A 26,636-nucleotide genomic window follows, 5' to 3' on the forward strand; every position below is an offset into this window, starting at 1 on the left:
ACTGCTTTATCTTGCCTTAACTGTGAAAAAGTGGCTATTGACAAGAACAAAATATCTTCCTAAGTTTATGAAATGTGAAAATTTTAGTTTTAAAATAGAGCCTGTTGAACATTCATAATTTGAGCCAGATATAAGCACAAGCAAGAGCGACCGTATTTTCATAACTCTGCTTGAGCTTAACAAGTTCAGAGACCAGTTAGGTATAGAAGATCATGAATACAAGCGTATGGGTAACTTTAAACTAAGAGTATTAGACCTTGCTGTTAAAGAAATTAATGAAAAATCAGATATTAAAGTCAGTTATACGCAGGTGAAAAAAGGTAGGACAATTACAGGCTTTAAGTTTGTAGTTCATGAGAAACTGAAAACTAAAACAGAAAAAACAAGTAAGTTGCGTGATGTTGATACTGCTGATATGTTCACAGTTGAGGGTTTAAATGATAAACAGCTAGGACGTATCGTTCGCAATCCTGCTTTTATGGCAGAATACAATCATTTAGTAAGTCCGACTAGCCCAGCTGGACAGTCGCAGCAAGGATGGGAGTTTGAGATGGTTAATCGCCTTAAAAAAGACGCTTCTCAATTTAAGAAACGTCCAATCAGGGATTATTTAGAGTATTAAGGCTAGCAGTTTATTATAAGTGGTTCTCTTATATTGGTCTGTTTTAGGTAGCCTATTAATAGGCCTAAGAGGCTTTTTAAGTGGTTCCTTTGGGGTATACCGTCTGTTAAAAAGTAATTGACTTCTCACTACCGGCTCAAAGAGTGGTATGCAACTTAATTCTATTAGATAAGGGTCTGATACTTGGGATGATTACCGTTCTAATTGAAGTCATTTGTCATAACGCCCGTTATGCGAACAATAGATATTATGAGTCTGATTGTTTAAGTAAGCATGTTAGCATTAAAGTAGAAGGAGTTAATTGATTATTGAATTGCTCCTTAAAAAAATTTACTGTAAGCAGATTTTTGAAGTTCAAATCATCAATCAAAAAATTACGCCTTCATTTAAACGCAATTGCAAGCTATCAGTAAAGGTGACTGAAAAAGGCGTCGCACCATTTAACTCAAGACTATTGAGCCTTTGTGCCATTGGGTGACTGTTCGTTGTATCAACACTTAGCTTAAGATCACCTTTAGTGGCAATTTTAGCGCCATTTAATGTACGTGTATCTGCGGTTGCCCGTATTAACGCATCATTTAACATTGAATATAAAACTAAGTCTGCCCAAGGTGCGGTAACTGATGCGCCGATCGTACCTGATAATGACAAGATTGATATTTGAGGATTCTCTGGATGTTTGACAGAACTACTAAAATCCTTATTGTCTAAATTAAAATCAATATCGGTGACGAATTTCGGGTAGCCCCATAATTCTTTACCTGCACGACACGCAACTTCGGTGGTTACCGGTAAATCACAAACCCACATGCCGGTATTGCGTCGATCTGGTGGTAATGTCATTTCCACCAATGGATGAGTCGGTGTGTCTTGGTCTGCAGGATAGACAAGCATACTTGATGCAACTTCGTGATAAGGCTCGCCATCAGTTAATTCACGATAATCATAGAAAGCTAGACTAAATAACGCTTTATTGCCTATAAGCTTAGCAACCTTTAACTTTGGATTGTCCAATACACTGACTGCTTTGTCATAATCGACCATAAAAAAAGCAATCAGGCTTGACGCATCAAAGTACTTAATAGGCAGCTGAGCCTCACCTTGTGACATCTGTCTTGTGTGGGTGGCTTGTTGAAAAAATGGGTCAGCATGCCATTTATTATTCACGTTTTTATTCATTATCATAGGTTAAGTACCTTTGTTATGATCAGATTATTTTTAATCAGTTTTATTTGAACATGACAATAGAAAAGTATAAAGCGTTATTGTGTAAGGCAGTGCGTTCTACTCAATTAATTTAAAGTTTGGAAGTTATAACTAGAGCCTGTTGAACATTCATAATTTGAGCCAGATATAAGCACAAGCAAGAGCGACCGTATTTTCATAACTCTGCTTGAGCTTATCAAATCTGGTGGCAACCGCCCTATACTGTTTTAGCTTAGCGAAAGCATTTTCTACTAGATGCCTGGCTTTATACAAGTCCCAGTCCATATGGTCGTTAGAAGACTGAGTGTTTCGTTTTCGAGGGATGTTATTATGCGTCCCTGCTTGTTCAATATGGGCTCGTAGTGCATCAGAATCATAGCCTTTATCGGCACATAAAACCTCTGTATCGCTCAAATTAACCTTATCTATTAAATCAGGTGCGACTTTGACATCGTGGGTTGTGCCATCTGATAAAAGAAAGATAATCGGATTGCCATGAGCATCAACTGCTAAGTGAATCTTGGTCGCGCGGCCTGCCACACTTTTGCTAATGGATTGTAGGTTCTCGTTGCCTCCATTGCTGTGCTGATGCGCTTTAATATGAGTGCCATCGATAAAGACCCACTCAAGGTCTGCGTCTTTGATCAGTAACGTAAATAATGCAATCAGCTTATTACTGCGAAACCAGCGCTGGTAAGCTTTATAGATAGTATTAGGCTTGCCAAAATACTCGGGTAAGTCGCGCCAAGGACAGCCAACACGCATGCGATAAAGCACGCCTTCAACCGTTTGTCTAAGATTTCCTTTGTCATAGATATTAAGTTCTAGTAATATAGGTTTCAGTCTTGTCCAGTGTTCATCTTTGAGCATGGTGCGAGGCATAGCGAACGATATCTTTTTTGTGTGAGAACTTAAAGATTAACCGTTCGCTATTTTTTTTGCCATTAATTTATACCCAATGTTCAACACGCCCTAGTTTTCTAAAAATAATATTTACTAGGCGAAGTGGAGTGTAACTTAATAATTATGTGTTATTAGAAGAATAGCATTGTGTTCAATTTCACATTTTATGCAAATAAATCAATGAACTAATAGATCTCTTGCGAAAGTCGTTATTGCAAGTTCATCCGGTTTACCAGTGCAGCGATTAAGTTAATGCGTAAACCGAATCTTTTCCGTCTATTTCGATAGCGTTCACTTAGTATTCTAAATCTTTTCAATTGACTGTTAATATGTTCGATTACAACTCGTATTTTTCCAATCATTTTATTGTAATTTTTCTCAGCATCAAATAAGGGTAAATTCTTCTTTTTCTTTATTGGCATCAATAATTTAAAGCCATCTTGCTCTAACCCATAGTACCCTAAATCGGTCATAACATAGTCACAATGTTTGAATTTCTTAACTGTTTTTCTTGCCAATTTAATATCATGCTGACTGCCAGACGATATATCTACTCCTATGATTTGTTTGCTCTTCGGATGATAGATCACTTGGGCTTTTAACGTATGTTTCTTCTTTTTACCACTGTAGAACTTACTCTGATTTTTTTTTCGGGCGTTCTATTAAACATTCTGTCGCATCAATAATTACCCAGTTAAATTGTTCGTCTGCTGTGGTAATGCTTCGTTTTGGCAGGGTAAAACGTCTTGATTTCATTAATGCATCTTCAACCTTTTTAATAGTTCGATTCACATTACTTTCAGCGATATGGTAATTTGCCGCCAATTCCAATTGGGTGTTGTAGCTCCGTAAGTAATTGAGTGTTAATAATAATTGATCCTCTATAGCTAAAGTATGAGGACGCCCTAATTTCTTTTTAAGTGATTCTGCTTCTTTTAAAACTTCGACCATTTCACTAAAAACTGCTCGAGGTACACCAACCAAGCGCTGGAATTCAGAATCTGAAAAACGATTTAATTTCTGATATTTCATGAAATCTATATTGAGGCAGTTTTTACTTTCGCAAGAGGTCTAATATTTTATAAATTCTTTAATTAAAATAATATTATCCCGATAAAAGGTAATTTATATCTTGTCACCAAATGTAAAATTATCAATTAAAAAGACTATCTTTATTAAAAAAATAGTCTTTCAATCAATAGGAAAGATAAAACTTAACTTTATTTTTTTAGATTGCCAGCATGTAAGCCACATTCTTTATGGGTAGCTTCTTCCCACCACCAGCGGCCTTCGCGTTCATGCTGATTTGGCAGCACAGGGCGAGTACAAGGTTCACAGCCGATAGAAACAAAACCTTTTTCATGCAAGGCATTATAAGGGACTTCCATCATACGGATATAACTCCAGACATCCGCACTGGACCAGTTGGCAAGAGGATTGTACTTGATCAACTGTTTTCCCGGACCGGAAAAACCTAGATCTGCCTGAACCACTGGAATTTCATTGCGTGTACCCGGACTTTGGTCTTTGCGCTGACCGGTAATCCAGCCGTCCAGCGTGGCCAGTTTTTTACGTAGCGGTTGAACTTTGCGTATACCGCAACATTCCTGATGGCCATCTTCAAAGAAACTGAATAAACCTTTGGCGGTCACTAAATTTTGTACCGCATCCGTTTCAGGGAAGCAGATTTCAATCTCGATATTATAATGCTTACGCACCCGTTCAATAAACTGATAGGTTTCTGCATGTAGACGGCCAGTATCCAGACTGAATACCCGGAAAGGTTTACCGAGATGCGACGCCATATCAATCAATACAACATCTTCAGCACCAGAAAATGAAATCGCAATTTCACCTTGCTGGCTCAGTGCAAGTGCCAAAATTTCATTGGGCGATTTATCAGCATATTCAGATGCAAGTGCATCAATACGATCAATAGTAGGAATGATGGTCATGAGAGTCCTGGCGATATAGGCTTGGAAAGGACATGGCCTATATTAGTTAATTTCACATCTATTTTAATAGAATTGATTTAATTGACTTATCACTAAAAAATAAATACTTATGAAAAAAATAGATTTAAAAAAGTACAGTGCAAAATCTGTTTCTTCAGCTATGATAGTGCAAAATTTTTTCAATACAACTTAGAGGGAATGTTCATGGAAGTCGTATGTCTAGATTTAGAAGGTGTGTTGGTTCCAGAAATCTGGATTAACTTTGCTAAAAAAACCGGTATTAAAGAGCTTGAAGCGACGACTCGTGACATTCCTGACTATGATGTACTGATGACCCAACGTCTGAATATTTTAAAACAGCACGGTTTAGGCTTGAACGATATTCAGGAAGTGATTGCAGAAATGGGGCCGTTCCCGGGAGCAAAAGAATTTGTGAAATGGGTGAGTACGCATTTTCAACTGATTATCCTTTCAGATACTTTCTATGAATTTGCGCATCCACTAATGAAGCAGCTGGATTGGCCAACTATTTTCTGTCATAAATTGGAAACGGATGAAGCTGGCATGATCTCGGCTTATAAACTTCGCCAGCCAGATCAAAAACGTCAGGCTGTTAAAGCACTGCATGGTTTGAATTTCCGTGTGATTGCGGCAGGGGATTCTTATAACGATACGACGATGCTGGGTGAAGCAGATCATGGTTTCCTGTTTGATGCACCTGAGAATGTCATTGCTGAATTCCCGCAATTCCCGCCAATTCGTGGTTATGATGCGTTAAAAGAAGCAATTCGTAATGCTTCAGTGCGTGATATCCCTGCTTAAAGAATTTAAGTAAATAAAAAGGCGCTATAAGCGCCTTTTTTATTGAATCTATCAAAAAATCAGAAGCGGTAACCGATTTTCATGCCATATGCGATTGCAGTGTTATCGGTGAACTCTCCTACAACATTAGGGCCTGCTTTAGCCTCAGCGTCACCTAACCACATATAGCGAACACCTGCTTGAATAAAGTAATTTTCGGCTGGGCTATATTGTCCACCTAAACCTACACCCCAGTAACCTTCGGTTGGTCCTAGTGTTGTTACAGGATTACCTGCACCTGAGTCATAACTTACTAAAGCAGAGCCAGACCATTTGTCGCTAAATTTACGGCCAACACCAACATTTGCAGACCATTGATCATCTGAGTAGTCAATCAAATTACTACCTGAGCGTAATTTTAATAAATTAGGTGTTACTGCAAATTGGCTCCAATTTACCCAGCGTACGTTAGCAAAGGCTAAAGTATTTGCTGCAATACCTGTTTGAAGATCTAAATTTACAGATTGAGGTGTTGTAGCTGTAACATCTGGTGAAAGAGGCGATGCAATAGTTCCAAATCCAAAGCTCTCTGTTGAATTTGCCTCATGATCGATTTCTGAACGATAAGTAATAGCTGCTTTTAAAGCAATTTCAGGGATTTGATAAGCGAAACCAGCAAGCCAGCCCCAAGCTTCTTCTTCATCAAGTTTAATATCATAGCCCGAATTTCCATAAGCTGCACCTCGTAATGCAATTTTAGCTTCTACAGTTTGCCAAACAGGTCCAGCATAAAAATTCCAGTTTTCAGTTGGTTGATAACCGATTAAAGCTGTAAGGTTATTAGTTTTTACTTCTACTTGAGTGCTTTCTCGTTGAGTACTAAGAGGATTTACTTGTGAAAAACTTACATTATTTGTTGGATAAATTGAATCGGCACCATAAGGTTGATCATAAATCAGACCTAAAGATATTTTATCAGTTGCTTGAACTTTAATAGCAGCAGATGGAAAGTAGTAGTCTTCTGCCATGTCGCTGATAGATTCATTACCTAGTTGAGGAATAGATTTTCCAGATACGCTAGGATCAATCACAGTAATACCTGCTTCAGCATAATTACCCGGCTGTAAAAAAGCAGAAATAGATTGACCAGAACGGTCTAGGCCAGCTGCTTGAACTGCAGAAAGAGGTAAAGTGCTAAGTAAAATAGCAGAATAAATTTTATTGAGCTTCATGGTACGTTCCCTGATGCCATCTGTAACAAAAATGTGCTGGAAAAGTAACATAATTTCAAAAAGAGTAAATACTCAGCTCTGTTGGAGAAATGAACTAATGCGGTTAAGGAAAGAGCTTGCTTAGAGTTTTTATACTAATTTTATTAACTCAAGTGTATGAAAAATAGTAAATTTAAATTATTAAAAATAGTGTAAAAGAACTAAAACTTTATTAATTTTAATTGATGGTAAAATAATCGAATGATATGCAAGTGTATAAAATTAGAGTTAAAGAATAAAAAACCACTCGAAAGTGGTTTTTTATTTAATCAGAGCTTAGAAGCGGTAGCCCATTTTTAAACCATAAGCAATCGCATTATTATCTTCAAATTTACCTGCACTCGCATCCATACCTGGGACTGAATGTGCACCTGTAACAGCATCTGCATCACCTAGCCAGAAATATTTCACACCACCAGCAATAAAGGTTGAAGGTGTAGGACTAAATTGTAGACCTAGACCAACATTCCAATAGCCTTCAGTTGGTCCTAAAGTTGATACAGGGTTACCTGCGCCAGAGTCCCAACCTACAGAGACATTACCTGCCCATTGTTCACTAAACTTACGTCCAACACCTGCAGTTGCAGACCATTGGTCATCTGAATAATCAACTAGGTTAAAACCTCCAGCATAACCTGGTGGGTTTGATACTAATGGCGAAACTGCTTCTGATGCTATACCAAATTTATAAGGACGAATTGAGAAATCAGACCATTCTACCCAACGCACATTCAAGAAAGCTACAGTATTTTGCATAATGCCTGACTGAAGATCAAGATTCACAGATTGTGGCGTAGTAATCGTAGTTTTACCAGGAGTAGCATTTGCTGATTGTAAGCCGTTAGCTGCAAGTATGAGTCCACCAATTTGTTGTTGTAATGCAGGTGGTAAATTTGGAATATTTTGTGGTCCTCCAATACTTGTTAGGGTAGCGTCACGTAATGCACCCAGATTATCTGCTAAACCTATTGATTCAGTAGCACTTACAGAGTGATCAATTTCAGAGCGGTAGGTTAAAGATGCTTTAAGTGCAATTTCTGGAATTTGAAAAGCAATACCTGCTAACCAACCTAAATCACCATCTTCTTTAATCTGTATATCATAGCCATTGAATGCGCTGTAGATATCCCCACGAAGACTTACATTACCTTTCACTGTTTGATAAACAGGACCTGCATAAATATTCCAATTTTCAGTTGGTTGAAAACCAAAAATAAAAGAAAGATTTTGAGTGTCTACTTCAACTTTAGTACCACCAGTTACATCTGGGTTTGCTAAAGTATTACCTAAAACAGTTTGGGTGCCATTTGAAGTAAATAAATTATTTCCAGAGTATTCTGCATCAGCACCAAAAGGCTGATCATAAAGTAAACCAAAAGAGAAATTATCAGTTACTTGTAGCTTTAAAGCTGCAGAAGGGAAATAATAATCACCTGCCATATCACCAGTAGATGTACCTGCTTTATCTTTGCCTGAAACATCTGGATCTAATATAGAAATACCTGCTTCAAAATAGTTACCAGGTTGTAGGAAGGCTGCAATAGATTGGCCTGAACGATCTAGTGCTGCTGCAAATGCGCCTGTCATTGGTACAGTTGCGAGAATCATTGCAGTAGTTAATGTTTTTAATTTCATTTACGTCTTTCCTTGAGGTACAAATTTATATCTAGCGTTGTTGTTTGCACTTATTAAATTCTTGGAGATTTCGGGTATTTATCCGCAATCATTTGTTACTCCATGTGACAAAAATAGCACAATTAAAATAAGAGTAAATGCTCTAGAAAAAACTAATTAGTCTAAAAAATCATCGAAATAGAGTTTTTACACCAAAAAATAGCCTAATTTTGAAATAAGTATTTGAAAGTAAAAGAAATAAAATAATGAAGAAAAAATGATTTTTTGTATAAAAAATATTCTAAAAATATGAAGATTAACGCTAATTTTTTGAAGTATAGATCACATTTTGAAAGGATGGTGCGCCCTGCGGGACTCGAACCCACGTCGGTCGCTTAGGAGGCAACTGCTCTATTCAGTTAAGCTAAGGGCGCGAAAAGAAGGCTATTGTACTGTAAAAAATACAAAAAAAAGTTATTGCCGAAGCAATAACTTTTAAGGACTCATAGCTACAGGAGTTGTCTAGATATTTTTAGGCTTAAGTAACTTAAACAGACCAAACATAACTACAATCCAAAGCGGGATCATCAAAATAGATTCCTGGAATCCTTGCGTCCACATGATGTAAAGAATCGTAAGAATAAAACCAAGAACCAGAATATTGCCCGCCGGAGACCATAGCGCAGGGAAAGAAGTCTTCTGTCCCAGCTTTTTCATGCTTTGAATAAACTTAAGATGGGTCAGGGTAATCATGGCCCAGTTCAATACCAGTGCACCGACTACGATGTAAATCAGATGGCTTAAGGCATCTTCAGGCACGAAGTAGTTAAGTAGCACACAGCCGAAAATCAGCACGGCAGAGAACAATACAGCAGGAATTGGCGTACCTTGCTTATTCACTTTCATGAAGATTTTAGGTGCATTTCCTTGTTGAGCCAGACCGTAGAGCATCCGGCTGTTGGCATACATACCACTGTTATACACAGACAGTGCTGCTGTCAGGATAATAAAGTTCAGTAAGTGTGCTGCCCAGTCAATGCCAAGCTGGCTGAAAATCATCACGAAAGGACTTTTGTCCAGACCCCCAAGCTCAAGCTGATTCCAAGGCACGAGTGATAACAGAATGGTCAAGGCGCCGACATAGAAAATCAGAATACGGAAAACCACCTGATTAATGGCTTTCGGAATGGTTTTTTCCGGATTTTCAGCTTCTGCCGCTGCCATACCGATCAGTTCAATACCACCGAAGGCAAACATCAGGAAGGCCAGCATGTAGAACAGACCTTCAAAACCATTCGGAAAGAAACCGCCCGCGGTCCAAAGATTGCTAAAAGATGCGCCTGAAGAAGCATCAGCAGTCAGGATCAGATACAAGCCAAAGACAATCATCGAGATGACCGCAGTCACTTTAATGATAGAAAGCCAGAATTCTGATTCACCGTAGAATTTCACATTGCCGAGGTTGACCAGTGTAATCACGATAAAGAAAAACAATACCGATGCCCAGGCTGGAATATGAGGCCACCAGTAGTTGATATATTTCGCAACCGCAGTAAGTTCGGTCATGGCCACCAGGATATACAGAATCCAGTAGTTCCAACCCGCAAGGAAACCGGGAAATTTTCCCCAGTATTTATAAGCAAAATGGCTGAATGAACCTGCGACAGGTTCATGAACAATCATCTCACCCAATTGACGCATGATTAAAAATGCAATCAGGCCCCCAATGGCATAGCCTAAAATAATAGAAGGACCCGCAGATTGGATCACCTGTGCGGAACCTAAGAATAAGCCTGTGCCAATTGCACCGCCCATGGCGATCAACTGAATATGACGGTTCTTTAAGCCACGCTGAAGTTGTGAAGACTCGTTATTCAAAGTGTTCAGCCCGACAATGGAAAATGATAAGTGGCTGATTGTAATTGATCAGACTAAAGAAGCCTAGTCCATCCTAAGAATGAAATATTGTTGAAGGAATGATAAAAAATATTCATATAAATAACTGAAATAAAATATAAATGAATCAATATATTAATTTTATTGAAACTGTTACTGACGAGTTCTCTATTTTCTTGGATAAAATACAAATGCCGTTTTTTTATACTAAGGTCTGGAAGCCAAGCAGTTCTGCTTTCAACATACTATACTTTGAATATAAATATTGAATAATCTGTACGAAAACAAAGACAAGTCAAAGGATGAAATAATTCATGAGTTTTGCCGCCCAAATCAAGATTCCTGCAACCTATATGCGTGGAGGCACCAGTAAAGGTGTTTTCTTTAAGCTGGATGACCTACCTGCGCAAGCACAACAGCCTGGCCGGATTCGTGATCAGCTTTTGCTGCGCGTGATTGGTAGCCCAGATCCATACGGGAAACAGATCGATGGTATGGGGGGTGCCAGTTCCAGCACCAGTAAAACGGTGATCCTGTCAAAAAGCCAACACGCTGATCATGATGTCGATTATTTATTTGGTCAGGTGTCAATTGATCGTCCTTTTGTAGACTGGAGCGGCAACTGTGGCAATCTGACCGCGGCAGTGGGAGCATTTGCCATTTCTAATGGTCTGGTCGATGCCGAACGTATTCCTGAAAATGGGTTATGCACGGTACGCATCTGGCAGACCAATATTCAGAAAACCATTATTGCACATGTGCCGATGCGAAATGGTCAAGTGCAGGAGCTGGGTGATTTCGAACTGGATGGCGTAACCTTTCCTGCGGCGGAAGTGCAGATCGAGTTTCTGGATCCAGCTGATGACGATGCTGAAGGCGGTTCGATGTTTCCAACAGGCAATCTGGTCGATACTTTGGAAGTGCCCAATATTGGCAGTTTCGAAGTGACCATGATTAATGCCGGCATTCCAACCGTCTTTTTGAATGCGAGAGATCTAGGCTATAAGGGCACAGAACTCCAGGATCATATCAATAATGACGTGGCAGCCCTGACAAAATTTGAAACGATTCGTGCCTATGCAGCGAAGCAGATGGGACTGATTCAAGATATTGCAGAAGCAGTAACCCGACAACACACGCCAAAAATTGCCTTTGTTGCACCACCGAGTAGCTATACTTCTTCAAGTGGCAAAACTGTCACTGAATCAGATACCGATATTCTGGTTCGGGCCTTGTCTATGGGTAAATTACATCACGCCATGATGGGCACGGCTGCGGTGGCTATTGGTACGGCAGCTGCCATTCCTGGAACTTTGGTGAATCGGGTTGCAGGCGGGGTAGAACGTGAAGCGGTGCGTTTCGGTCATCCTTCTGGCACTTTGAGAGTAGGTGCACAAGCAAGTTTTGAAAATGGTGAGTGGAAAGTGAAGAAAGCGATAATGAGCCGTAGTGCCCGCGTCTTGATGGAAGGCTGGGTGCGCGTACCAGAAGATGTTCTCGCTTAAATGCCGTGAATACATTTAGCCTGAATAAAACCACCGATTCTGCGGTGGTTTTTTATGGTTTAAAATCTCTGACTTGCTTATTTGATGTTGAATAGCAAATTTCAGTAGAACAATTCGATTTATGGCTGAAAATTCAAGGCATTTCTAGGTACAATGCCTGATCAGCGTACAGGCATTTGCTCGCTTGTCATTTTATTCTTCTGGACTACGTATTCGAGGCGAATGTGTCATCTATCACTGACGTATCAACCCATGCACTCACTCAAGCACAACACCGCATTCAACAGGATTTACTGACTGCTCTGGAAGCCTTTGCCATTCCAGAACCGTTAAGGTCGGCAGTCCATCATGCTGTGATGCTTGGCGGTAAACGAGTACGTCCAGCACTATGTTATGCCACCGCCGCATTAAAGCCGAACCAGAATAGCGCCGCAGTGCGCCGTGCAGCGGTTGCGATCGAGTTTATTCACTGCTATTCATTGGCTCATGATGATCTGCCGTGTATGGACAATGATTTGCTGCGCCGTGGCCAGCCGACCTGTCATGTGGCTTATGGGGAAGATACCGCGCTTTTGGCAGGTGATATCCTGCAGTCTATGGCTTTTGAAATTTTGGGTAGCCGTCTGTTTGATCAGGGGCCAGCGGTAGAAGCTTCCATTGTACTGAAGCAGATGCAGATTCTGGCAACCGCTTCTTCGAAAATGGTGAATGGTCAGGTTTTAGATTTGCAGTCTGAAGGCAAAAAAATCGATCAGCAAGCACTGGAAACCATCCATCGCAATAAAACTGGTGCTTTGATTAGTGCCGCGATCATGATGGCAGCGGTGACAATTTTTGAAGGTACCGATCTGGCCATTCCTAAATTACGTGAGTTTGGACAGGCGATTGGTCTGGCCTTCCAGGTACAGGATGATATTCTGGATATTATTTCCGATACCGAAGTCTTGGGGAAAACTGCAGGTAAAGATGAACAGGTTGAAAAATCGACCTATCCGGCATTGATGGGGCTGGAGCAGGCCAAAGCCTATGCCCAGCAATTACATGATCAGGCGATCAATGCCTTGAACCATTTTGAAGGTCAGGCGGAAGAGTTGATGCAAATTACCCGGTTCCTGCTCACGCGCAAAAGCTGATTGAAAATTATTTTTCTAAAAAAGTTTAAAGAAACCGCATAAAAAAAGAGGACTTGAAGTCCTCTTTTTAGTTGATACAGAATTATTTGCTTTCGTTATACAGGCGTTCAGCTTCTTCAAAGCGGTCGGTAATTTCTGCTGTTGGTGCTTTACCCATCAGGCTCACCACCACAATCGCAAGAATTGAACAGATAAAGCCAGGAACGATTTCATACAGGCCAGTGTCAGCAAACAGGTTCTTCCAGAAAATAACCACGACTGCACCCACAATCATACCTGCCAAAGCGCCATTCAAGGTCATGCGTTTCCAGAACAGTGACAGGATAATCAGCGGACCAAAGGCGGCACCAAAACCTGCCCATGCATAAGCCACCAGCCCCAGTACTTTGGATTCAGGATTACCCGCCATCCAGATCGCCAGTAAGGCAATCAGTAGCACCATCAAACGGCCAACCCAGACCAGTTCTTTTTGTGAGGCATTTTTACGCAGGAAAGATTTATAGAAGTCTTCCGTCAGGGTACTTGAGCAGACCAGTAGCTGACAGCTTAAAGTACTCATTACTGCGGCAAGAATCGCAGCCAGAACTACACCGGCAATCCATGGGTTAAACAGGATTTTGGTCAGTTCCATAAATACGGTTTCAGGATTGGCATTCACTGCAGCTGCCAGTTCTGGATGCTGCTGGAAATAAGCAATACCAAAGAAGCCGGCTGCCACCGCACCGCCCAGACATAGAATCATCCAGGTCATGCCAATACGACGTGCATTTGGAATCGACTTGACCGAATCTGCTGCCATGAAGCGCACCAAAATATGCGGCTGGCCAAAGTAACCCAGCCCCCAGGCCAGTAGTGAAATAATCGCAACAAAGCTCAGATCACCCAGAATATTCATTGCTTGAGGACGAGCAGCTTCCAGTGCCAAAGTCATCTGGGACATATCTGAAAATGCCATCAATGTCACGATTGGCGTTAGCAACAGGGCGAAGATCATCAGACCCGCCTGAATGGTATCGGTCCAGCTCACAGCCAGGAAGCCACCAATAAACACATAGCTGATGGTGGCAATCGCACTGATCCAGAGCGCAGTGCTGTAAGACATGTCGAACATGCTTTCAAACAGGCGTGCACCTGCGACCATGCCGGAAGCACAGTAAATCGCAAAGAAAATCAGAATCACGAAAGCCGAAACAATACGCAGGATTTTTTTCTGGTCATTAAAACGATTCGAGAAATAATCCGGCAGGGTCAGGGCATTGTGCTGGACTTCGGTATGCACTCGCAGACGGCCAGCGACCAGTAGCCAATTGAGCCAGGCACCAATGATCAGACCGATGGCAATCCACATCTCAGACAGACCAGAAAGATAAATCGCACCGGGCAGACCCATCAGTAGCCAGCCACTCATGTCGGAAGCCCCTGCAGAAAGTGCAGTTACGAAACTCCCTAAACGTCGGCCCCCTAAGATGTAATCGGAAAAGTTGCTTGTCGCGCGATAAGCCATTAGGCCGATCACCACCATTGCGACAATATAGAAAAGAAAAGTAATTAAGGTTGGATTTAGGGAGCTCATACGGTATCCATTTTTAAGTTGGACAGTAGATCGAAACAAGGAATAAGACAGCTGCGAGGAACTTTAATCCGAAAGTCAGGCAACATCAAATCCAGTAGATTTCAAAAATAAACGCGAAATTTAACCATAAATTCACATTTTTTGCTGAGATTTTCTTGTGCCAATAAAAATAGGCAACCCTCGGGCTGCCTATATATAAAGTCAAAAGATAAATTAGTTAGGGCGACCCATGACACCACGAATGGTATTCAGCACATCAGCAGGCAGTACCACGGTCTTGGCATTTGGCGACTTGGCCATATCCTGCATGGCTTTAATATACTGTTCACCCAGTAAATAGGCGACCGGAATTTCATTATCACCAATGGCGGAAGTCACCATGTCAATTGCACGTTGTGAAGACTCAGCCAGTACCACTTGTGCTTCGGCATCACGACGTGATGCTTCCAGACGGCCATCCGCTTCCAGAATTGCGGCCTGTTTTTCCCCGTCAGCTTTGGTGACGGTTGCACGACGCTGACGTTCAGCAGCAGCCTGTTCTTCCATCGCAGTCTGCATGGTGATAGAAGGTTTAATATCCTGAATTTCTACAGTTTTTAAGGTAATTCCCCAGTCCGAGATATCATCGGAAATACTGGATTTTAAACGTGCCTTGATATGATCACGTGAAGATAAAGCATCGTCCAGATCCATTTCACCGACAATCGAACGCAGTGAGGTTTGTACCAGGTTCTGAATCGCCCAGGAATAGTTTTCAATCCCGTACACGGCTTTTTCTGGTGTGGTCAGGTTGATATAGGCCACGGCATTCATCAGCAGAACCGCGTTATCACGGGTAATCACTTCCTGTGAGGGAATATCCAGAACGATATCTTTGGTTGTGACTTTATAGGCGACTTCATCCACATAAGGAATGACAAAATTCAGACCCGGATTTAGCGTGGTGTGGTATTTACCCAGACGCTGTACGATCCATTTGTAGCCTTGCGGCACAATCCGCACACCTTTAAAAATGGTAATCGCAACAAAGGCCAGAAACGCGATAACAATGATAGAACCACCAGACATAGCTTATTCACCTTATTGATTTTGATAATTCGTGCTGTGGGGTTGTACGACCAGATCATTACCCAGAATATCCACGACGCGAACGCGATCTCCGACTTGAACTGGGTCCAGAGTTCGGCATTCCCATTCATCCGAACCTAAAACTGGCATCGGAAAACGCACCCGGATTTGCCCATGATCCAGATTGATCTGAATCACCATGCCCACTTGACCAATGGTCGCCTCACGCGACAGACCGGCTTTGGTCTTGTCAATGGAAAGCGGTTTGATAAACTTGAACCAGAGCAGCGTACACAGTACAGAAAGTATGATCCAGGTCAGGAGCTGGGTCGTCAGTCCCATCATCGGGAACATCCAGTACAGGACGCCAACCATGATGGCACCGATCCCGAACCACAGGGCAGCAAATGCGGGCAGCAGTAATTCAGACAGAATCAGAAGAATGCCTAATACAAACCAGTGCCAAGGTTCAAGAACTAATTCCATATCGTGACCTATATCGCTAAGTATTTAATTAATCATCATCTTTATATGATTGATCTTCAATGTAGCAGATGCGGCCGCAGATGAATATAAAAAATTCATGCATCAAAATTTTGCCTGACGTGGCGGTTTAAATGCCGCGGGAGACTGCTTAAAGTTGCTAATGGCTTTTTCAATAGTACGGATTTTCAGCTGAGCGGCCTTTTCACCTTCCAGAATGGTGGCATTGCTGGCTTTCAGGTCTAAAGTACCGATATGACCGACTTTGGGCTGAATCACCACAGTGGCCTGACTCAACTCTTCATTAATGCTTTGCTGTCCCATAATATTCAGGGTCTGATCCAGTACGCCCCACATGTTCAGAGCCTTATTACCATCCGGACGGGCAGAAATATCCACGGCAATCACAATATCTGCTCCCATATCTTTGGCGGTCTTGACCGGAATCGGACTGACCAGACCGCCATCAACATATTTGCTTCCGCCAATCACGGCAGGCACAAACACATTCGGAATACTGCAGGAAGCGCGAACTGCTTGGCCGGCATTGCCTTTAATAAAGTCAGCTTTACGCCCATTGTCCAGGCGAGTGGCAACTGCAGCAAAACGAATCGGGAACTGTTCAATCGGTTTGTTCGCCACATTCTTGTTGACGAAATCCTGCAATTTTTGTCCGGCAATAATCCCTTGCCGGTTCAAGGTTAAATCGCGGATATCAGATTCTTTAAAATTCAGGGCAATCTGCTGTAACTGATAAGGGGATTTGCCGCTGGCATACAGGCTGCCGACAAAACTGCCGGCACTGGTTCCGGTGACAATCTTTGGTTTGATGCCGTGTGATTCGAGCACTTTAATGACGCCAATATGGGCAAAACCTTTGGCACCGCCACCACCGAGGGCAATGGCGACGACAGGTTCACGGGCTTTTATTGGCGTGGCAGGCGTGGGTGTTTTAGTGGCTTTGTCACAGGCTGCAAGACTGAAACCAAGGCAGCCAATTAAGGCATAACGGGCTAATTTCATTATAAAAACTGGTGATTAAATCAACAAAATTCAGGCTATCACATCAAAAAAAGCCGTATTTGCCTAGTCTTTTTTCAAAAGCTTTTGTAACGGCTTGGCCACCCAGTCTGGATTTTTGGCCGAGAATTTACCTTGATAATGCTGATAAATCTGTTCCAGGTCGTATTCATAATCACCGGTCAGATGGTACACGCCCAGAATATGAATGGTCTTGATATCATAATCAAAAGAAAACATCACAATCGGCAAATGGGCTACCTTGGCAATATGATAAAAACCGCTGCGAATTTTATCTGGTGCCTTACGTGAACCTTCCGGTGCCATACCGACCCAGATCTGTTCTGATTTTTCAATGATGTCTACAATCTGTCGGGTATGACCTTGCGGACTATCGCGCACCACCGGAACTACACCAATCCATTCCAGAACCGGCTTCAGCGGTGTGCGGAACAGGCTGTCTTTACCGAAAATCGTAATCTGAATACCGAGACCAAGCAGGGCATTAAAACCCAGCCATGCATCAATATTGGAGGTGTGCGGGGAAATAATCGCCACAGCTTTAGGTAAGTCTGGAAATTCGCCTTCCAGACGCCAGCCTTGGGCCAAAAAAAGCTGCCTGAAAAAAGTCCGGCTCAGCTTGCTGCCGCGGGCTGGCACATGCGGCGGGAGTAGGGGGAAACGTATTTGGGCCATTGCTTCTGTCTCGTCCTGAAACTAATTTTTCTTTATTTTTTATTATATTAGACTGTTGTAAAATCCGGATCATTGGCAAAATGTATAGCATCTCAAATGCTGGTGATGCATTTTCACCTTAAGGACTTAGCCTAAATATGCGGAATACCTATATTTTACTGTTTTCGCTGTATTGGGCACAGGGGCTTCCGGTCGGGTTTATGACGCATGCCTTGCCAGTCATTCTGCGAGCTGAAGGGGTATCGCTGGCGCATATCGGGGGCTTTGGTCTGTTAATGCTGCCTTGGTCGATTAAAATATTCTGGGCACCTTTAGTTGATCGGCATGGATCGAGCGCCAAAGGTCATTACCGTAGCTGGATTATTCCCTTGCAATGGCTGTCAGTTGCTGTATTGATTGGGCTCTCATTTCTACCGATTCAGGCCTTGAATCAGCCGCTGTATTTACTGCTGTTTTTTATCATGCTTTTGCTGATGAATGGTATTGGCGCCACGCAGGATATTGCCACCGATGCACTGGCGGTCAATATTCTGAAAAATGAGCAGCAACACTGGGGCAATACCTTTCAGGTTATCGGTTCACGTCTAGGATTCATTGTCGGAGGTGGAGCAATATTATGGTTGCTCGATCTACTGCAATGGCAAGCCACCTTTTTATTATTGGCGGCTCTGGTCTTTCTTAATACTTTACCCATTTTATTTTTTAGAGAATCTCAGCATTCAAAAATTATCACGCCAGCTGATAAAGGACCTGCACTCAGCAATATAAAAACCTATTTTCAATACTTCTGGTCAGATTTAAGCTTGGCGAGGTGGCTTCTGGTTTTACTGAGCTTTAAAATCGCCGATGGTTTATCCGGGCCTTTATTAAAACCTTTAATGGTGGATCTCAGGCTGAGCTTTAGCCAGATTGGCCTTTATGTCACCATGCTGGGAGCCTTGGCTGCCTTGATTGGAGCAGGACTGGCGGGCTGGTGTCTGAAGTACTGGTCTCGCAGCTCGAGTTTGATCGTTTTCTCAATTCTAAAAATATTAAGCTTAATGGCCTATGCCTGGCTGGCTGCGCAGTACGAAGCTCAAAACAAAGTACAAAACTGGATGATATATCTGATCAATGCGGCCGAAGACATGATTTCTGCCATGCTCTTGGTGGTCATGTTGACCTTGGTCATGCAATACAGTCGCAAGCATCTGGCAGGGACAGATTTCACCTTCCAGGTGGCGCTGATGGCCACGGTGAGTGGGGGACTTTATAGCCTGAGTGGCATTTTGGGAGATACTTTAGGCTATCAAAATTATCTGAATCTGATCGTGATCGTAGCAATTATGTGTTTAATTCCAATTTTCCGATGGATGAAAGTTGCAAAAAAAGTATAAAATTTCTAAATAATCAACTATTTGGTTAAATGTTAGCCTAAAGTACTAAATAGAATATATAAATATTAATTTAATAATTTTGTAATATAAGCGCCGTGTGTATTATTTGTTACAAAATAAATTAAGGATATTTTTGATGAAAACTAAGTTAGCAACAGCAATTGCATTCAGCCTTTTGGCAGGGACAACTTTTGCAGCACCAACTTTCTATGGTGAGATTGATGCGTCAGTAGATTACTTACCTGAAGATAATGCCAATGGTAATCGTGATGTTGTGGAAGTAAACAGCAACAATTCATTTCTTGGTTTAAAAGGCGATGAAAAACTGACTGACCGTTTAAGCGCACTTTATCAAGCTGAATTCACTTTCTATACAGATGATGGTGAAAATGTATCTGCGACGGATGATGACGCATTTGTTCCAAGAAATATTTTTGTAGGTATTAAAGATGCAAAACTTGGTACATTAAAAGTGGGTAAAATTGATACTCCTGTAAAACAGCTATCTTCAGTAGTAGATACTTTTAACAACTATATTGATAATAAAGCAGATATGGCAGGTATTTTTACCGGTGAAAATCGTGTTGATAATGTAGTTGTTTATGAGTCACCAGCGTTCGCAGTTGCAGGTGGTAAGTTAAATGCTAATTTATTGCTAGCAACAGGTGAAGCAGATGGTATTGATAAGTCAAAAGGTGGTGTGAAAGTTGCGGGCCGTGGTTTAGGCGATGCTTTCTCTACTTCTCTTATTTATGATAATAAAAAAGTAGTGGCCGGTCTTGGTTATGATAAAGCGATTCCATCTAACTTCGCAGGTCGTGGCTTCGTAAATGCTTCTACTCCAGAAGTAACAGGTGGAGTAGCAGGTAGTGCGTTTGCTGCTGCAAATACGATTCGTGCGATTGGTCGTGTAAATTTGGATAGTGGTTTAGCACTTAAAGCATTATACCAAACATCAGAAGTTGAAGATGTTGCAGGTAATGACGCTGCAGCAGCATTTATTGATGATCAACAAGCTTGGTTAATTGGAGCTGAATACAATCTGTCAACAGCAAAAGCATGGACAGTAAAAGGTCAATATAGTCAAAGTACAACCGAATTTACTACTGCCAAAGCTGATTATGAAGCTCAACAAATTCTAGTTGGTGCAGACTATGCATTCAGCAAGCAGGTGAAAGCATATGGTTATGCGGGCTACCTAATGTTAGAACAAGGTTCAAATGAAACGGATCAGCCAGTTGTAGGTACAGGTGTTGAATACAAATTCTAATTTAGATTTTGTACTCTAAGAAAAGGCGATGCTTTGGCATCGCTTTTTTTATGCTTAAAACAACAAAACTTAGCAATTTTATGTCTGATCTAACAAGTTTCGGACTGTTAACATGATTGAAAGTTTCAGCACTTCGTTTTAAAAATTATGCCTATTCAAGCTGTTTTATTTGACCTCGACAATACCTTGACCCATCGTGATCTGACGACACAAGCCTATAGCCGTTATCTGGCAGAATATTATGCGCCAGCATTGAAACAGGTCGAGTCTGACAAAATTATCGAGATTGTAAGACGCATCGATAATGGCGGTTATCCTAAAAAGGAATTGCTGACGCATGGCAGTATCGGAGCTTCGGCTGCCTATGCATTGTTACAGGAACTAAGCTGGTTAAATCCTCCCAGCATAGATGAACTAGCCCAATTCTGGTTTAGCCAGTTTGGCCGTTGCGCCGTAGAAATGCCGGCAGCAGAGCAAGTATTAACGCAGCTGAAAGATGAGGGTTATCAGCTTGCGGTTGTTTCCAATGGCGGACATGACACCCGTTTAAATACGATTCGGGGCCTAGGCATTGAAAATTATTTTGATGAGATCATCAGTTCGGGGTTGGTGGGTTTTAACAAACCACAGCCGGAAATATTCCAGATCACTGCAGAGCGTCTAGGCGTGCAGCCTGCACAGTGCCTGTATATTGGCGACCATCCCATTAATGATGTACAAGGAGCTACAGAGGCCGGAATGCATGCATTATGGATGCAAGGCTTTCATGCCGATGCCGAACATATCCGATATAAAATTCAGCAACTGCCGGAAATTTTTGCCCATTTGCAGTTATTAAATCGTGCTTAAGTAATTCTTAAACAGTCAATCGTTTCGGCCCATTGCGAAGAATCACAGCGCGGACATTGCTGGTCGGCATGTGAAAGGGTTTGTACCTGTCCACAGTAAATGCAAGCATATAATTGCCCGGCCTTGACCTGTTGGACTATAGAGCAGGTTTTAGGGAAAAGTGGCAGCCCAGGCCGAACCTCATCCGATTTGAAGAACAGGATACTGAACTTACCGTCAGTTTCCAGTAAACCGGTGCGTACCTGACCCAGATGCTCTACGCCTTGCTGGCGCATTTCGGCAAAGAATTCATCATGTGACATCTTACCTTTTTTAATTTCTTCAACGACCAGCACGCCATCTTCTACGATATAAATCGGTTTACCTTCCAGTAGGTCTTCAAACCACTGATATTTCATCATGAGCCAGGTGGTCAGGCGGTACATGATAATAATCACCGACATCACCAGAACTGCCTGAATCAGGGGAATATCTTCAGTAAACATCGGGTCGCCGGCAATCGAACCCAAGCTCAAAATGATAGCGACTTCGAAGATAGAAAGTTGACGTACCCCACGTTTTCCGGTCAGACGCAAAAACAGGATAATCATCGTGTACATCAGGGCACAACGCAGCAAAATTTCTGCGGTAAACTCCCAGGTGGTGTCATTTATAAATATGGTCGCCCAGTCCATTTAAATTCTTTATCCTCATTTTTCTCTTTGGCTCGAGTCTAGCAATATCAGTATTTTATTTGCTGCTGTGTTTATGTAAGTTTATGAATAAAGGTAGATTCTATTTAAAAAAGAAGCTTGAACTTAAAAATCTAGCTATTTGATCTATTGAAAATAAGATAGAGATTTCATGTAAATAATGCATAAAAAATCAGCAGATTAAATTTGAAGAAGATCACATTCTCTACTGTCTATTTTTAAATCTATAAAAGTATTATCCATTTGAAATTTATCAATATATATTCTGAATAATGTGTTTTGAATAATTAGGAGTGTTTAGAAATTTGTAAGCAAATCACTTCATCTTTATAAAAATCTGTAGTTTGTGGCCTGAAAAATAGAGTGATTACACTACTTTAATAAACTGTTTTTAAATTAGAAATTGTGATTTTGACTTCCAACAAGGGATGTATTGTGAAAAGAATATTCACGCTTTTAACGGTTATGGGTTTAAGTACAGCGGTCTGGGCAGATGCGGATTGGGATTATACTCAGCCTGAGCAATGGTCGACTTTGAGCCAGAAATATTCGGCCTGTAATGGTCTGAACCAGTCACCGATCAATATTGAGCGAACAGTGAAAGCAGAACTGGAACCGCTCAAGTTCAGCTATAACACCATGATTCATGCGATCGAAAATAAAGGTCATACCGTTCAGGTGGATTTTGCGCAAGGTGGTGAATTGCAGCTGGATGGCGATACCTTTGTACTGAAGCAGTTTCATTTGCATAGTCCGAGTGAAAACCTGATTAAAGGCAAAAGCTATCCACTGGAAATCCATTTTGTCCATGCCAATGCCAAAGGTGAGCTGGCTGTCGTGGGGATGATGTTCGAGCAGGGTGCAGAAAGCCAGATGCTCAAACGCATGTGGAACCGTTTGCCAAAAAAGAAGGTTGAGAAAGTGGTTTTAAAGACCCCACAACCTGTGAATGAAATGTTGCCTAAAAACCTGGATTATTATCGCTTTAGCGGCTCGCTGACCACACCACCGTGTTCGGAAGGGGTACGCTGGCTGATCCTGAAAGATATTCAACAGGCTTCTGCCAAGCAGATTTCGGAATTTGCCAAACTGATGGGCCATCCAAATAACCGACCGGTGCAGTCCCTGAATGGTCGTGTAGTGCTGGAATAATCAATATGAGAGCGAAAAAGCAGACTTTGGTCTGCTTTTTTTAATTCTGATACAAATTTCGAAAGGGCACACTGAAAAGGACTTTGTGACGAAAGCTGAAAGATTTAATATGGATATTATTTCTTCTTTGACCTTCTCCTGCCATGCTCTTTGACTTAAAAACCATGATTCAGCCATTCACAGCGCTTTCGCCACAGCAGAAGAAGCTGGATCATCTGATTGATAAAATCGAGCAACAGAAACAGGAATTACACCAATGGCAACAGGCTGAAGAAGATCTGCAGCAATATACCCATAAAACCTTCATGCCAGTTTACCATGAATTGCATGGCGTACTGTTCAAGCAGCTGGAACAGCTCTGGAAGCACCTGCAGGAAACCACATTTTCCAAGGCAGAACTGGTGGTGCTGGATGAAAAGATTCAATACCTTGCAAATTATCTAAAAGACTCTCAGGCAATGTCGGTGCAACAAGCCCATAAAGTGAATGAAATCTTCGCTTACTATCAGCAACGTGCCGAACATGCCCAATTCAGAAAAAGTCAAAAGAAAGTAAATGAACTCGAAACATTCTTTAAGAGTGAGAATCCCTCAGATCTTGCAGATGCAGAAGTATTTGAAGAATGGGAATCAGATCATTTTCAGCAGGCACGTGAGCAAGCCAGATTAAAACGCCAGCAGGAAAAACAGGAGCAGGCAGCAGCGATGGCAGAGCAGTCATTGAAAACCGTATATTTAAAAATTGCTGCCATCATTCACCCTGACCGTGAAGTGAATGATGTCAAAAAAATCAAGAAAACTGAATTATTGCAACGTGCCAATGAGGCTTATGCGGAGCAGGACCTGAGAGGTGGATCAGGAAATTTGAACAACACTTATAAGTGATATTTTGCTCCCCAAATGATGTTATAAACATCAATATATGGAGTATTTTATGACACGTAGACCAAGAAGAAATCATTCAAATGACTTTAAAGCTAAGGTAGCACTTGCTGCGATTAAAGCAGAAAAAACACTTGCTGAATTGAGTGCTGAATTTGATGTTCATCAAAACCAAATTATTGACTGGAAAAATCAACTGATTTCAGCTTCCTCGCAAGCTTTCGATCAATCAAAAGCTCCAACAGAACCACCCATCGATCTAAAAAAACTACATGCAAAAATCGGTGAGCAGGCATTAGAAATTGATTTTTTAGAAGGTGTGTTGAAGAAACTGGGCCGCTTCAACCACAAAAGTTAATCGATGACTCACTTCAGATTTCAGTATCTAAGCAAGCTAAGCTGCTGAAAGTCTCCCGTGGTTGTTATTACTATCGCCCAAAACCTGTGAGTGAATCAGATCTGAAGCTGATGCGCTGTATGGATGAGTTACATATGCAATACCCTTTTGCAGGTAGCCGTATGATGCGTGATTTATTGAATCGTCAAGGACATCATATAGGACGACGTCATACACGTACTTTAATGAAGAAAATGGGCATTAATGCGTTATATCGTAAACCAAATCTAAGTCAGGCCAATCAAGCTCACCGTAAATATCCATATCTGCTCAAAGGATTGGCTATTCAGCGCAGTAATCAAGTGTGGTGTACGGATATAACGTATATCCCTATGGCAAAAGGCTTTGTTTATTTATGTGCTGTGATTGATTGGCATAGCCGCAAGGTACTTGCGCATAGGGTATCGATTAGTATGGAGGTGGATTTTTGTATTTCGGCTTTAAATGAAGCGATTGAAAAATATGGATCACCTGAAATATTTAATACAGACCAGGGCAGTCAGTTCACCAGTGATGCATTTATTGATGTATTGAAATCAAATGGCATTCAAATCAGTATGGATGGTAAAGGTCGATGGATTGATAATGTGATGGTTGAACGGTTATGGAGAAGCGTTAAATATGAAGAGGTGTATCTCAAAGCTTATAGCAGTGTCACCGATGCGAAAAAGCAATTGAGTGCATATTTTGAATTTTATAATTTGAAACGACCTCATTCGAGTCTGGACAAAATGACTCCAGATGAGTTTTACTATGACCAGCTACCACAACAAAATAAGGTAGCTTAACTAGAGCAGAATATCACTTATAAATAAGCTTTTAGTTGTTCAAACAAGTGGGACCACCTCTCTGTTTACGTTACTGAGAATGCAACTACAGATTGAGCAAGATCAGGAATTTTCACAAAAAGGTTTAAGCGCAGAGCAACTCAAGTTTTATCAACTGGCTTTGGAGGCACAGGGCCAGAAATTAAAAGAACAGATCGATGCCTTGATCAATAGACTGGTCTGGTCATCGAAAACCAGAATTGCAGTGAAAAAAGCGAAAGGGAAAGTTCAAATTGCTGACCTGTATAAGCAGATTGATGAAGATACTGCCACTATAAAACAGCAGATTAAAGTAGAAAAAGAACGCCTGATGTATATCAAGAAGGTGAGAGGGTTAGAGATGTTTTTAAGACATGGGATGCTTTAAGTTGACAAAAATAACTAATGATGCGAAAAGGTTTTTTTAGTTAACAGATGTTCACACATGCCTAGAATTGTTTCTGTACCACTTAGTTTAGAACAGCGAGAACGACTCATTTTTCTGGTCAAGCATGCAAAACATTGGCGTGAAAGGCAACGTGCCCAAACTATTCTCTGGCTTTCCGAAGGTAAAAGTGTTGCGGAAGTTGCCACTCTACAAGAACGTATCCCAGAAACCATAAGGCTACAACGCCGACGTTGGGAATTGTATGAGCTTGAATCGATTAAAGAAGGTCATCGCTCAGGTCGACCCAATACATTGATCTCAGACTATCAGGCGAAAATCCTAGATTGGGTCAATACAAGTCCACTCAATGCAGAACAAATCCGAGTCAAACTACATGAAGAATACGAAGTGTCCGTGTCTGTTGAAACCATTCGTAAGTTTTTACGGGATTCAGGTATGGTCTTCAAGCGTACCCGTCATAGCTTGAAAAAAAAGAGATCCGATTGCATTTGAACAAGCAACACAGCAGATTGAAGAATTACGAGAGCAAGCGGCACGTGGTGAAATTATATTAGGTTATGTTGATGAAACAGGATTTTCATCTACACCTGATAACCGCTATGCGTGGACAAAGATAGGTGATGTTCATGCGGTTGATGCAATAAGATTAAAACGAGTTAATGTCATGGGGTGTTTGCTTTCAACGGGGAAACTGGTGACAAGCTGTTTACAAGAGTCAGTGACAAGTACTTGGTTTTATGCCTATTTAACTGGAATAGCTCAACAAGTAAAACAGACATATAACCTTCCATTGGTTCTTATTGTTGATAATGCCTCGATTCATAGAAGTAAAAAGATGGCTGATTACAGAGAGCTACTTAAAACTAACTTTTCGACGAATCTGTATTTTATTCCAGCTTATAGCCCTGAGTTAAATCGAATCGAGATGGTATGGAAGCAGATGAAATATTATTGGCGAGATTTTCAAGTCATGACAGCTGACAAAATAGAGCAATGGGTGGAGAAAGTATCAAACCAATTCGGAAAAGAATACATGTTTACTTTTTAATGGATACTTA

Annotated in this window: 24 protein-coding genes, 1 tRNA gene and 2 pseudogenes; 13 read left to right on the forward strand and 14 right to left on the reverse strand. The window is 41.4% G+C overall.

Translation table 11 applies throughout. The features are described 5' to 3' along the window. Nucleotides 1–226 precede the first annotated feature (226 nt). Nucleotides 227–622 (forward strand): RepB family plasmid replication initiator protein, encoded by a 396-nt coding sequence (locus F893_RS06380; protein ID WP_004782596.1) that lies wholly within the window; start codon nucleotides 227–229, stop codon nucleotides 620–622. 366 nt (nucleotides 623–988) lie between these two features. Here F893_RS06380 and F893_RS06385 read toward each other — a convergent pair whose 3' ends face one another. The 4 genes from F893_RS06385 to F893_RS06405 form a co-directional block, all read right to left on the reverse strand. Further along, nucleotides 989–1,807: an acetoacetate decarboxylase family protein gene (locus F893_RS06385; RefSeq protein WP_005251235.1), complete on the reverse strand. Its 819-nt coding sequence runs from the start codon at nucleotides 1,805–1,807 to the stop codon at nucleotides 989–991. Between the two features lie 150 nt (nucleotides 1,808–1,957). After that, on the reverse strand, nucleotides 1,958–2,710 hold the full coding sequence (locus F893_RS06390; RefSeq protein ID WP_004782589.1) for an IS5 family transposase: 753 nt from the start codon (nucleotides 2,708–2,710) through the stop codon (nucleotides 1,958–1,960). A 230-nt stretch (nucleotides 2,711–2,940) separates the two neighbouring features. Then, nucleotides 2,941–3,763 (reverse strand): IS5 family transposase gene (locus F893_RS17355; protein ID WP_085064288.1). Its coding sequence is split into 2 segments (ribosomal slippage): nucleotides 2,941–3,381 and nucleotides 3,383–3,763, totalling 822 coding nucleotides; the frame shifts between segments, so codons are not numbered across the junction. A gap of 188 nt (nucleotides 3,764–3,951) precedes the next feature. Then, nucleotides 3,952–4,686: a phosphoadenylyl-sulfate reductase gene (locus F893_RS06405; RefSeq protein ID WP_005251238.1), complete on the reverse strand. Its 735-nt coding sequence runs from the start codon at nucleotides 4,684–4,686 to the stop codon at nucleotides 3,952–3,954. 204 nt (nucleotides 4,687–4,890) lie between these two features. Between F893_RS06405 and thrH the strand changes: the two genes are divergently transcribed. Continuing rightward, the gene (gene thrH, locus F893_RS06410) at nucleotides 4,891–5,508 is read left to right on the forward strand and encodes a bifunctional phosphoserine phosphatase/homoserine phosphotransferase ThrH (protein WP_004646225.1); all 618 of its coding nucleotides are present in this window, start codon (nucleotides 4,891–4,893) and stop codon (nucleotides 5,506–5,508) included. 59 nt (nucleotides 5,509–5,567) lie between these two features. Here thrH and F893_RS06415 read toward each other — a convergent pair whose 3' ends face one another. From F893_RS06415 to F893_RS06430, 4 genes are all read right to left on the reverse strand, one after another. Further along, nucleotides 5,568–6,719, reverse strand: coding sequence for an OmpP1/FadL family transporter (locus tag F893_RS06415; RefSeq protein ID WP_005247011.1), 1,152 nt, complete (start codon nucleotides 6,717–6,719; stop codon nucleotides 5,568–5,570). Nucleotides 6,720–7,034: 315 nt separating this feature from the next. Further along, nucleotides 7,035–8,393, reverse strand: a complete 1,359-nt coding sequence (locus F893_RS06420; RefSeq protein ID WP_005251241.1) for an OmpP1/FadL family transporter — start codon at nucleotides 8,391–8,393, stop codon at nucleotides 7,035–7,037. A 337-nt stretch (nucleotides 8,394–8,730) separates the two neighbouring features. Then, nucleotides 8,731–8,806, reverse strand: a tRNA-Arg gene (locus F893_RS06425). Nucleotides 8,807–8,894: 88 nt separating this feature from the next. Continuing rightward, a complete protein-coding gene (locus F893_RS06430) occupies nucleotides 8,895–10,250 on the reverse strand; it encodes an amino acid permease (RefSeq protein ID WP_005251243.1) in 1,356 nt (451 codons plus the stop codon). A 332-nt stretch (nucleotides 10,251–10,582) separates the two neighbouring features. On the opposite strand from F893_RS06430, the gene prpF reads away from it, so the two are divergent. Both prpF and F893_RS06440 read left to right on the forward strand, forming a co-directional pair. Next, nucleotides 10,583–11,773: a 2-methylaconitate cis-trans isomerase PrpF gene (gene prpF, locus F893_RS06435; RefSeq protein WP_004730364.1), complete on the forward strand. Its 1,191-nt coding sequence runs from the start codon at nucleotides 10,583–10,585 to the stop codon at nucleotides 11,771–11,773. A gap of 224 nt (nucleotides 11,774–11,997) precedes the next feature. Further along, nucleotides 11,998–12,906, forward strand: coding sequence for a polyprenyl synthetase family protein (locus F893_RS06440; protein WP_004730363.1), 909 nt, complete (start codon nucleotides 11,998–12,000; stop codon nucleotides 12,904–12,906). A gap of 82 nt (nucleotides 12,907–12,988) precedes the next feature. Here the strand turns inward: F893_RS06440 and putP are convergent, their stop codons facing one another. From putP to F893_RS06465, 5 genes are all read right to left on the reverse strand, one after another. Next, entirely contained in the window at nucleotides 12,989–14,479 is a 1,491-nt protein-coding gene (gene putP / locus F893_RS06445) for a sodium/proline symporter PutP (RefSeq protein ID WP_004730361.1), read from the reverse strand. A 213-nt stretch (nucleotides 14,480–14,692) separates the two neighbouring features. Continuing rightward, nucleotides 14,693–15,547, reverse strand: a complete 855-nt coding sequence (locus F893_RS06450) for an SPFH domain-containing protein (RefSeq protein WP_004279377.1) — start codon at nucleotides 15,545–15,547, stop codon at nucleotides 14,693–14,695. Nucleotides 15,548–15,559: 12 nt separating this feature from the next. After that, a complete protein-coding gene (locus F893_RS06455) occupies nucleotides 15,560–16,033 on the reverse strand; it encodes an NfeD family protein (RefSeq protein WP_004730358.1) in 474 nt (157 codons plus the stop codon). Between the two features lie 102 nt (nucleotides 16,034–16,135). Further along, nucleotides 16,136–17,053: a patatin-like phospholipase family protein gene (locus tag F893_RS06460; RefSeq protein WP_004730355.1), complete on the reverse strand. Its 918-nt coding sequence runs from the start codon at nucleotides 17,051–17,053 to the stop codon at nucleotides 16,136–16,138. Between the two features lie 63 nt (nucleotides 17,054–17,116). Beyond that, nucleotides 17,117–17,746 (reverse strand): 1-acyl-sn-glycerol-3-phosphate acyltransferase, encoded by a 630-nt coding sequence (locus tag F893_RS06465; RefSeq protein WP_004730353.1) that lies wholly within the window; start codon nucleotides 17,744–17,746, stop codon nucleotides 17,117–17,119. Nucleotides 17,747–17,883: 137 nt separating this feature from the next. Here F893_RS06465 and F893_RS06470 point away from each other — a divergent pair, with 137 nt between their 5' ends. The 3 genes from F893_RS06470 (at nucleotide 17,884) to F893_RS06480 (ending at nucleotide 21,241) form a co-directional block, all read left to right on the forward strand. Then, nucleotides 17,884–19,122, forward strand: a complete 1,239-nt coding sequence (locus F893_RS06470; RefSeq protein ID WP_004730352.1) for an MFS transporter — start codon at nucleotides 17,884–17,886, stop codon at nucleotides 19,120–19,122. Between the two features lie 136 nt (nucleotides 19,123–19,258). Then, nucleotides 19,259–20,392, forward strand: a complete 1,134-nt coding sequence (locus F893_RS06475; RefSeq protein WP_004730350.1) for a porin — start codon at nucleotides 19,259–19,261, stop codon at nucleotides 20,390–20,392. Between the two features lie 147 nt (nucleotides 20,393–20,539). Further along, the gene (locus tag F893_RS06480) at nucleotides 20,540–21,241 is read left to right on the forward strand and encodes an HAD family hydrolase (protein WP_004730347.1); all 702 of its coding nucleotides are present in this window, start codon (nucleotides 20,540–20,542) and stop codon (nucleotides 21,239–21,241) included. On the opposite strand, the gene F893_RS06485 is transcribed toward F893_RS06480, so the two are convergent. Further along, nucleotides 21,238–21,915 carry a DUF421 domain-containing protein gene (locus tag F893_RS06485; protein WP_004730345.1) on the reverse strand — a complete coding sequence of 226 codons (678 nt, stop codon included), beginning with the start codon at nucleotides 21,913–21,915 and terminating at the stop codon, nucleotides 21,238–21,240. The genes F893_RS06480 and F893_RS06485 overlap by 4 nt on opposite strands. A gap of 483 nt (nucleotides 21,916–22,398) precedes the next feature. On the opposite strand from F893_RS06485, the gene F893_RS06490 reads away from it, so the two are divergent. From F893_RS06490 to F893_RS06520, 6 genes and pseudogenes are all read left to right on the forward strand, one after another. Beyond that, nucleotides 22,399–23,085, forward strand: a complete 687-nt coding sequence (locus F893_RS06490) for a carbonic anhydrase (RefSeq protein ID WP_005246996.1) — start codon at nucleotides 22,399–22,401, stop codon at nucleotides 23,083–23,085. 143 nt (nucleotides 23,086–23,228) lie between these two features. After that, nucleotides 23,229–23,930: pseudogene (locus F893_RS06495) on the forward strand (molecular chaperone DnaJ); the annotation flags it as partial. 88 nt (nucleotides 23,931–24,018) lie between these two features. After that, nucleotides 24,019–25,151, forward strand: a protein-coding gene (locus F893_RS17360; protein WP_227554019.1) for an IS3 family transposase whose coding sequence is annotated in 2 segments (ribosomal slippage) — nucleotides 24,019–24,271 and nucleotides 24,271–25,151 — 1,134 coding nt in all. Because the reading frame shifts where the segments join, the coding sequence is not laid out codon by codon here. Nucleotides 25,152–25,212: 61 nt separating this feature from the next. After that, nucleotides 25,213–25,557 (forward strand): annotated as a pseudogene (locus F893_RS06510) (molecular chaperone DnaJ); the annotation flags it as partial. 57 nt (nucleotides 25,558–25,614) lie between these two features. Next, the gene (locus tag F893_RS06515) at nucleotides 25,615–26,070 is read left to right on the forward strand and encodes a helix-turn-helix domain-containing protein (RefSeq protein ID WP_004730277.1); all 456 of its coding nucleotides are present in this window, start codon (nucleotides 25,615–25,617) and stop codon (nucleotides 26,068–26,070) included. Between the two features lie 16 nt (nucleotides 26,071–26,086). Further along, nucleotides 26,087–26,626, forward strand: coding sequence for an IS630 family transposase (locus tag F893_RS06520; protein ID WP_225554437.1), 540 nt, complete (start codon nucleotides 26,087–26,089; stop codon nucleotides 26,624–26,626). The last annotated feature ends 10 nt before the right edge of the window (nucleotides 26,627–26,636 follow it).

The sequence above is a fragment of the Acinetobacter sp. CIP 102136 genome (assembly GCF_000369685.1).
Taxonomy (GTDB): Bacteria; Pseudomonadota; Gammaproteobacteria; order Pseudomonadales; family Moraxellaceae; genus Acinetobacter; species Acinetobacter fasciculus.

Excerpts from the sequence above, each read along its gene's own strand:
- F893_RS06480 (WP_004730347.1), top strand. The coding sequence starts at position 20,540 with ATGCCTATTCAAGCTGTTTTATTTGACCTCGACAATACCTTGACCCAT.
- F893_RS06490 (WP_005246996.1), top strand. The coding sequence starts at position 22,399 with ATGGGTTTAAGTACAGCGGTCTGGGCAGATGCGGATTGGGATTATACT.
- F893_RS06380 (WP_004782596.1), top strand. The coding sequence starts at position 227 with ATGGGTAACTTTAAACTAAGAGTATTAGACCTTGCTGTTAAAGAAATT.
- F893_RS06385 (WP_005251235.1), bottom strand. The coding sequence starts at position 1,807 with ATGATAATGAATAAAAACGTGAATAATAAATGGCATGCTGACCCATTT.
- F893_RS06515 (WP_004730277.1), top strand. The coding sequence starts at position 25,615 with ATGCCTAGAATTGTTTCTGTACCACTTAGTTTAGAACAGCGAGAACGA.
- F893_RS06415 (WP_005247011.1), bottom strand. The coding sequence starts at position 6,719 with ATGAAGCTCAATAAAATTTATTCTGCTATTTTACTTAGCACTTTACCT.
- F893_RS06485 (WP_004730345.1), bottom strand. The coding sequence starts at position 21,915 with ATGGACTGGGCGACCATATTTATAAATGACACCACCTGGGAGTTTACC.
- F893_RS06420 (WP_005251241.1), bottom strand. The coding sequence starts at position 8,393 with ATGAAATTAAAAACATTAACTACTGCAATGATTCTCGCAACTGTACCA.
- putP (WP_004730361.1), bottom strand. The coding sequence starts at position 14,479 with ATGAGCTCCCTAAATCCAACCTTAATTACTTTTCTTTTCTATATTGTC.
- F893_RS06465 (WP_004730353.1), bottom strand. The coding sequence starts at position 17,746 with ATGGCCCAAATACGTTTCCCCCTACTCCCGCCGCATGTGCCAGCCCGC.
- F893_RS06455 (WP_004730358.1), bottom strand. The coding sequence starts at position 16,033 with ATGGAATTAGTTCTTGAACCTTGGCACTGGTTTGTATTAGGCATTCTT.
- F893_RS06450 (WP_004279377.1), bottom strand. The coding sequence starts at position 15,547 with ATGTCTGGTGGTTCTATCATTGTTATCGCGTTTCTGGCCTTTGTTGCG.
- F893_RS06405 (WP_005251238.1), bottom strand. The coding sequence starts at position 4,686 with ATGACCATCATTCCTACTATTGATCGTATTGATGCACTTGCATCTGAA.
- prpF (WP_004730364.1), top strand. The coding sequence starts at position 10,583 with ATGAGTTTTGCCGCCCAAATCAAGATTCCTGCAACCTATATGCGTGGA.
- F893_RS06390 (WP_004782589.1), bottom strand. The coding sequence starts at position 2,710 with ATGCCTCGCACCATGCTCAAAGATGAACACTGGACAAGACTGAAACCT.
- F893_RS06475 (WP_004730350.1), top strand. The coding sequence starts at position 19,259 with ATGAAAACTAAGTTAGCAACAGCAATTGCATTCAGCCTTTTGGCAGGG.
- thrH (WP_004646225.1), top strand. The coding sequence starts at position 4,891 with ATGGAAGTCGTATGTCTAGATTTAGAAGGTGTGTTGGTTCCAGAAATC.
- F893_RS06460 (WP_004730355.1), bottom strand. The coding sequence starts at position 17,053 with ATGAAATTAGCCCGTTATGCCTTAATTGGCTGCCTTGGTTTCAGTCTT.
- F893_RS06470 (WP_004730352.1), top strand. The coding sequence starts at position 17,884 with ATGCGGAATACCTATATTTTACTGTTTTCGCTGTATTGGGCACAGGGG.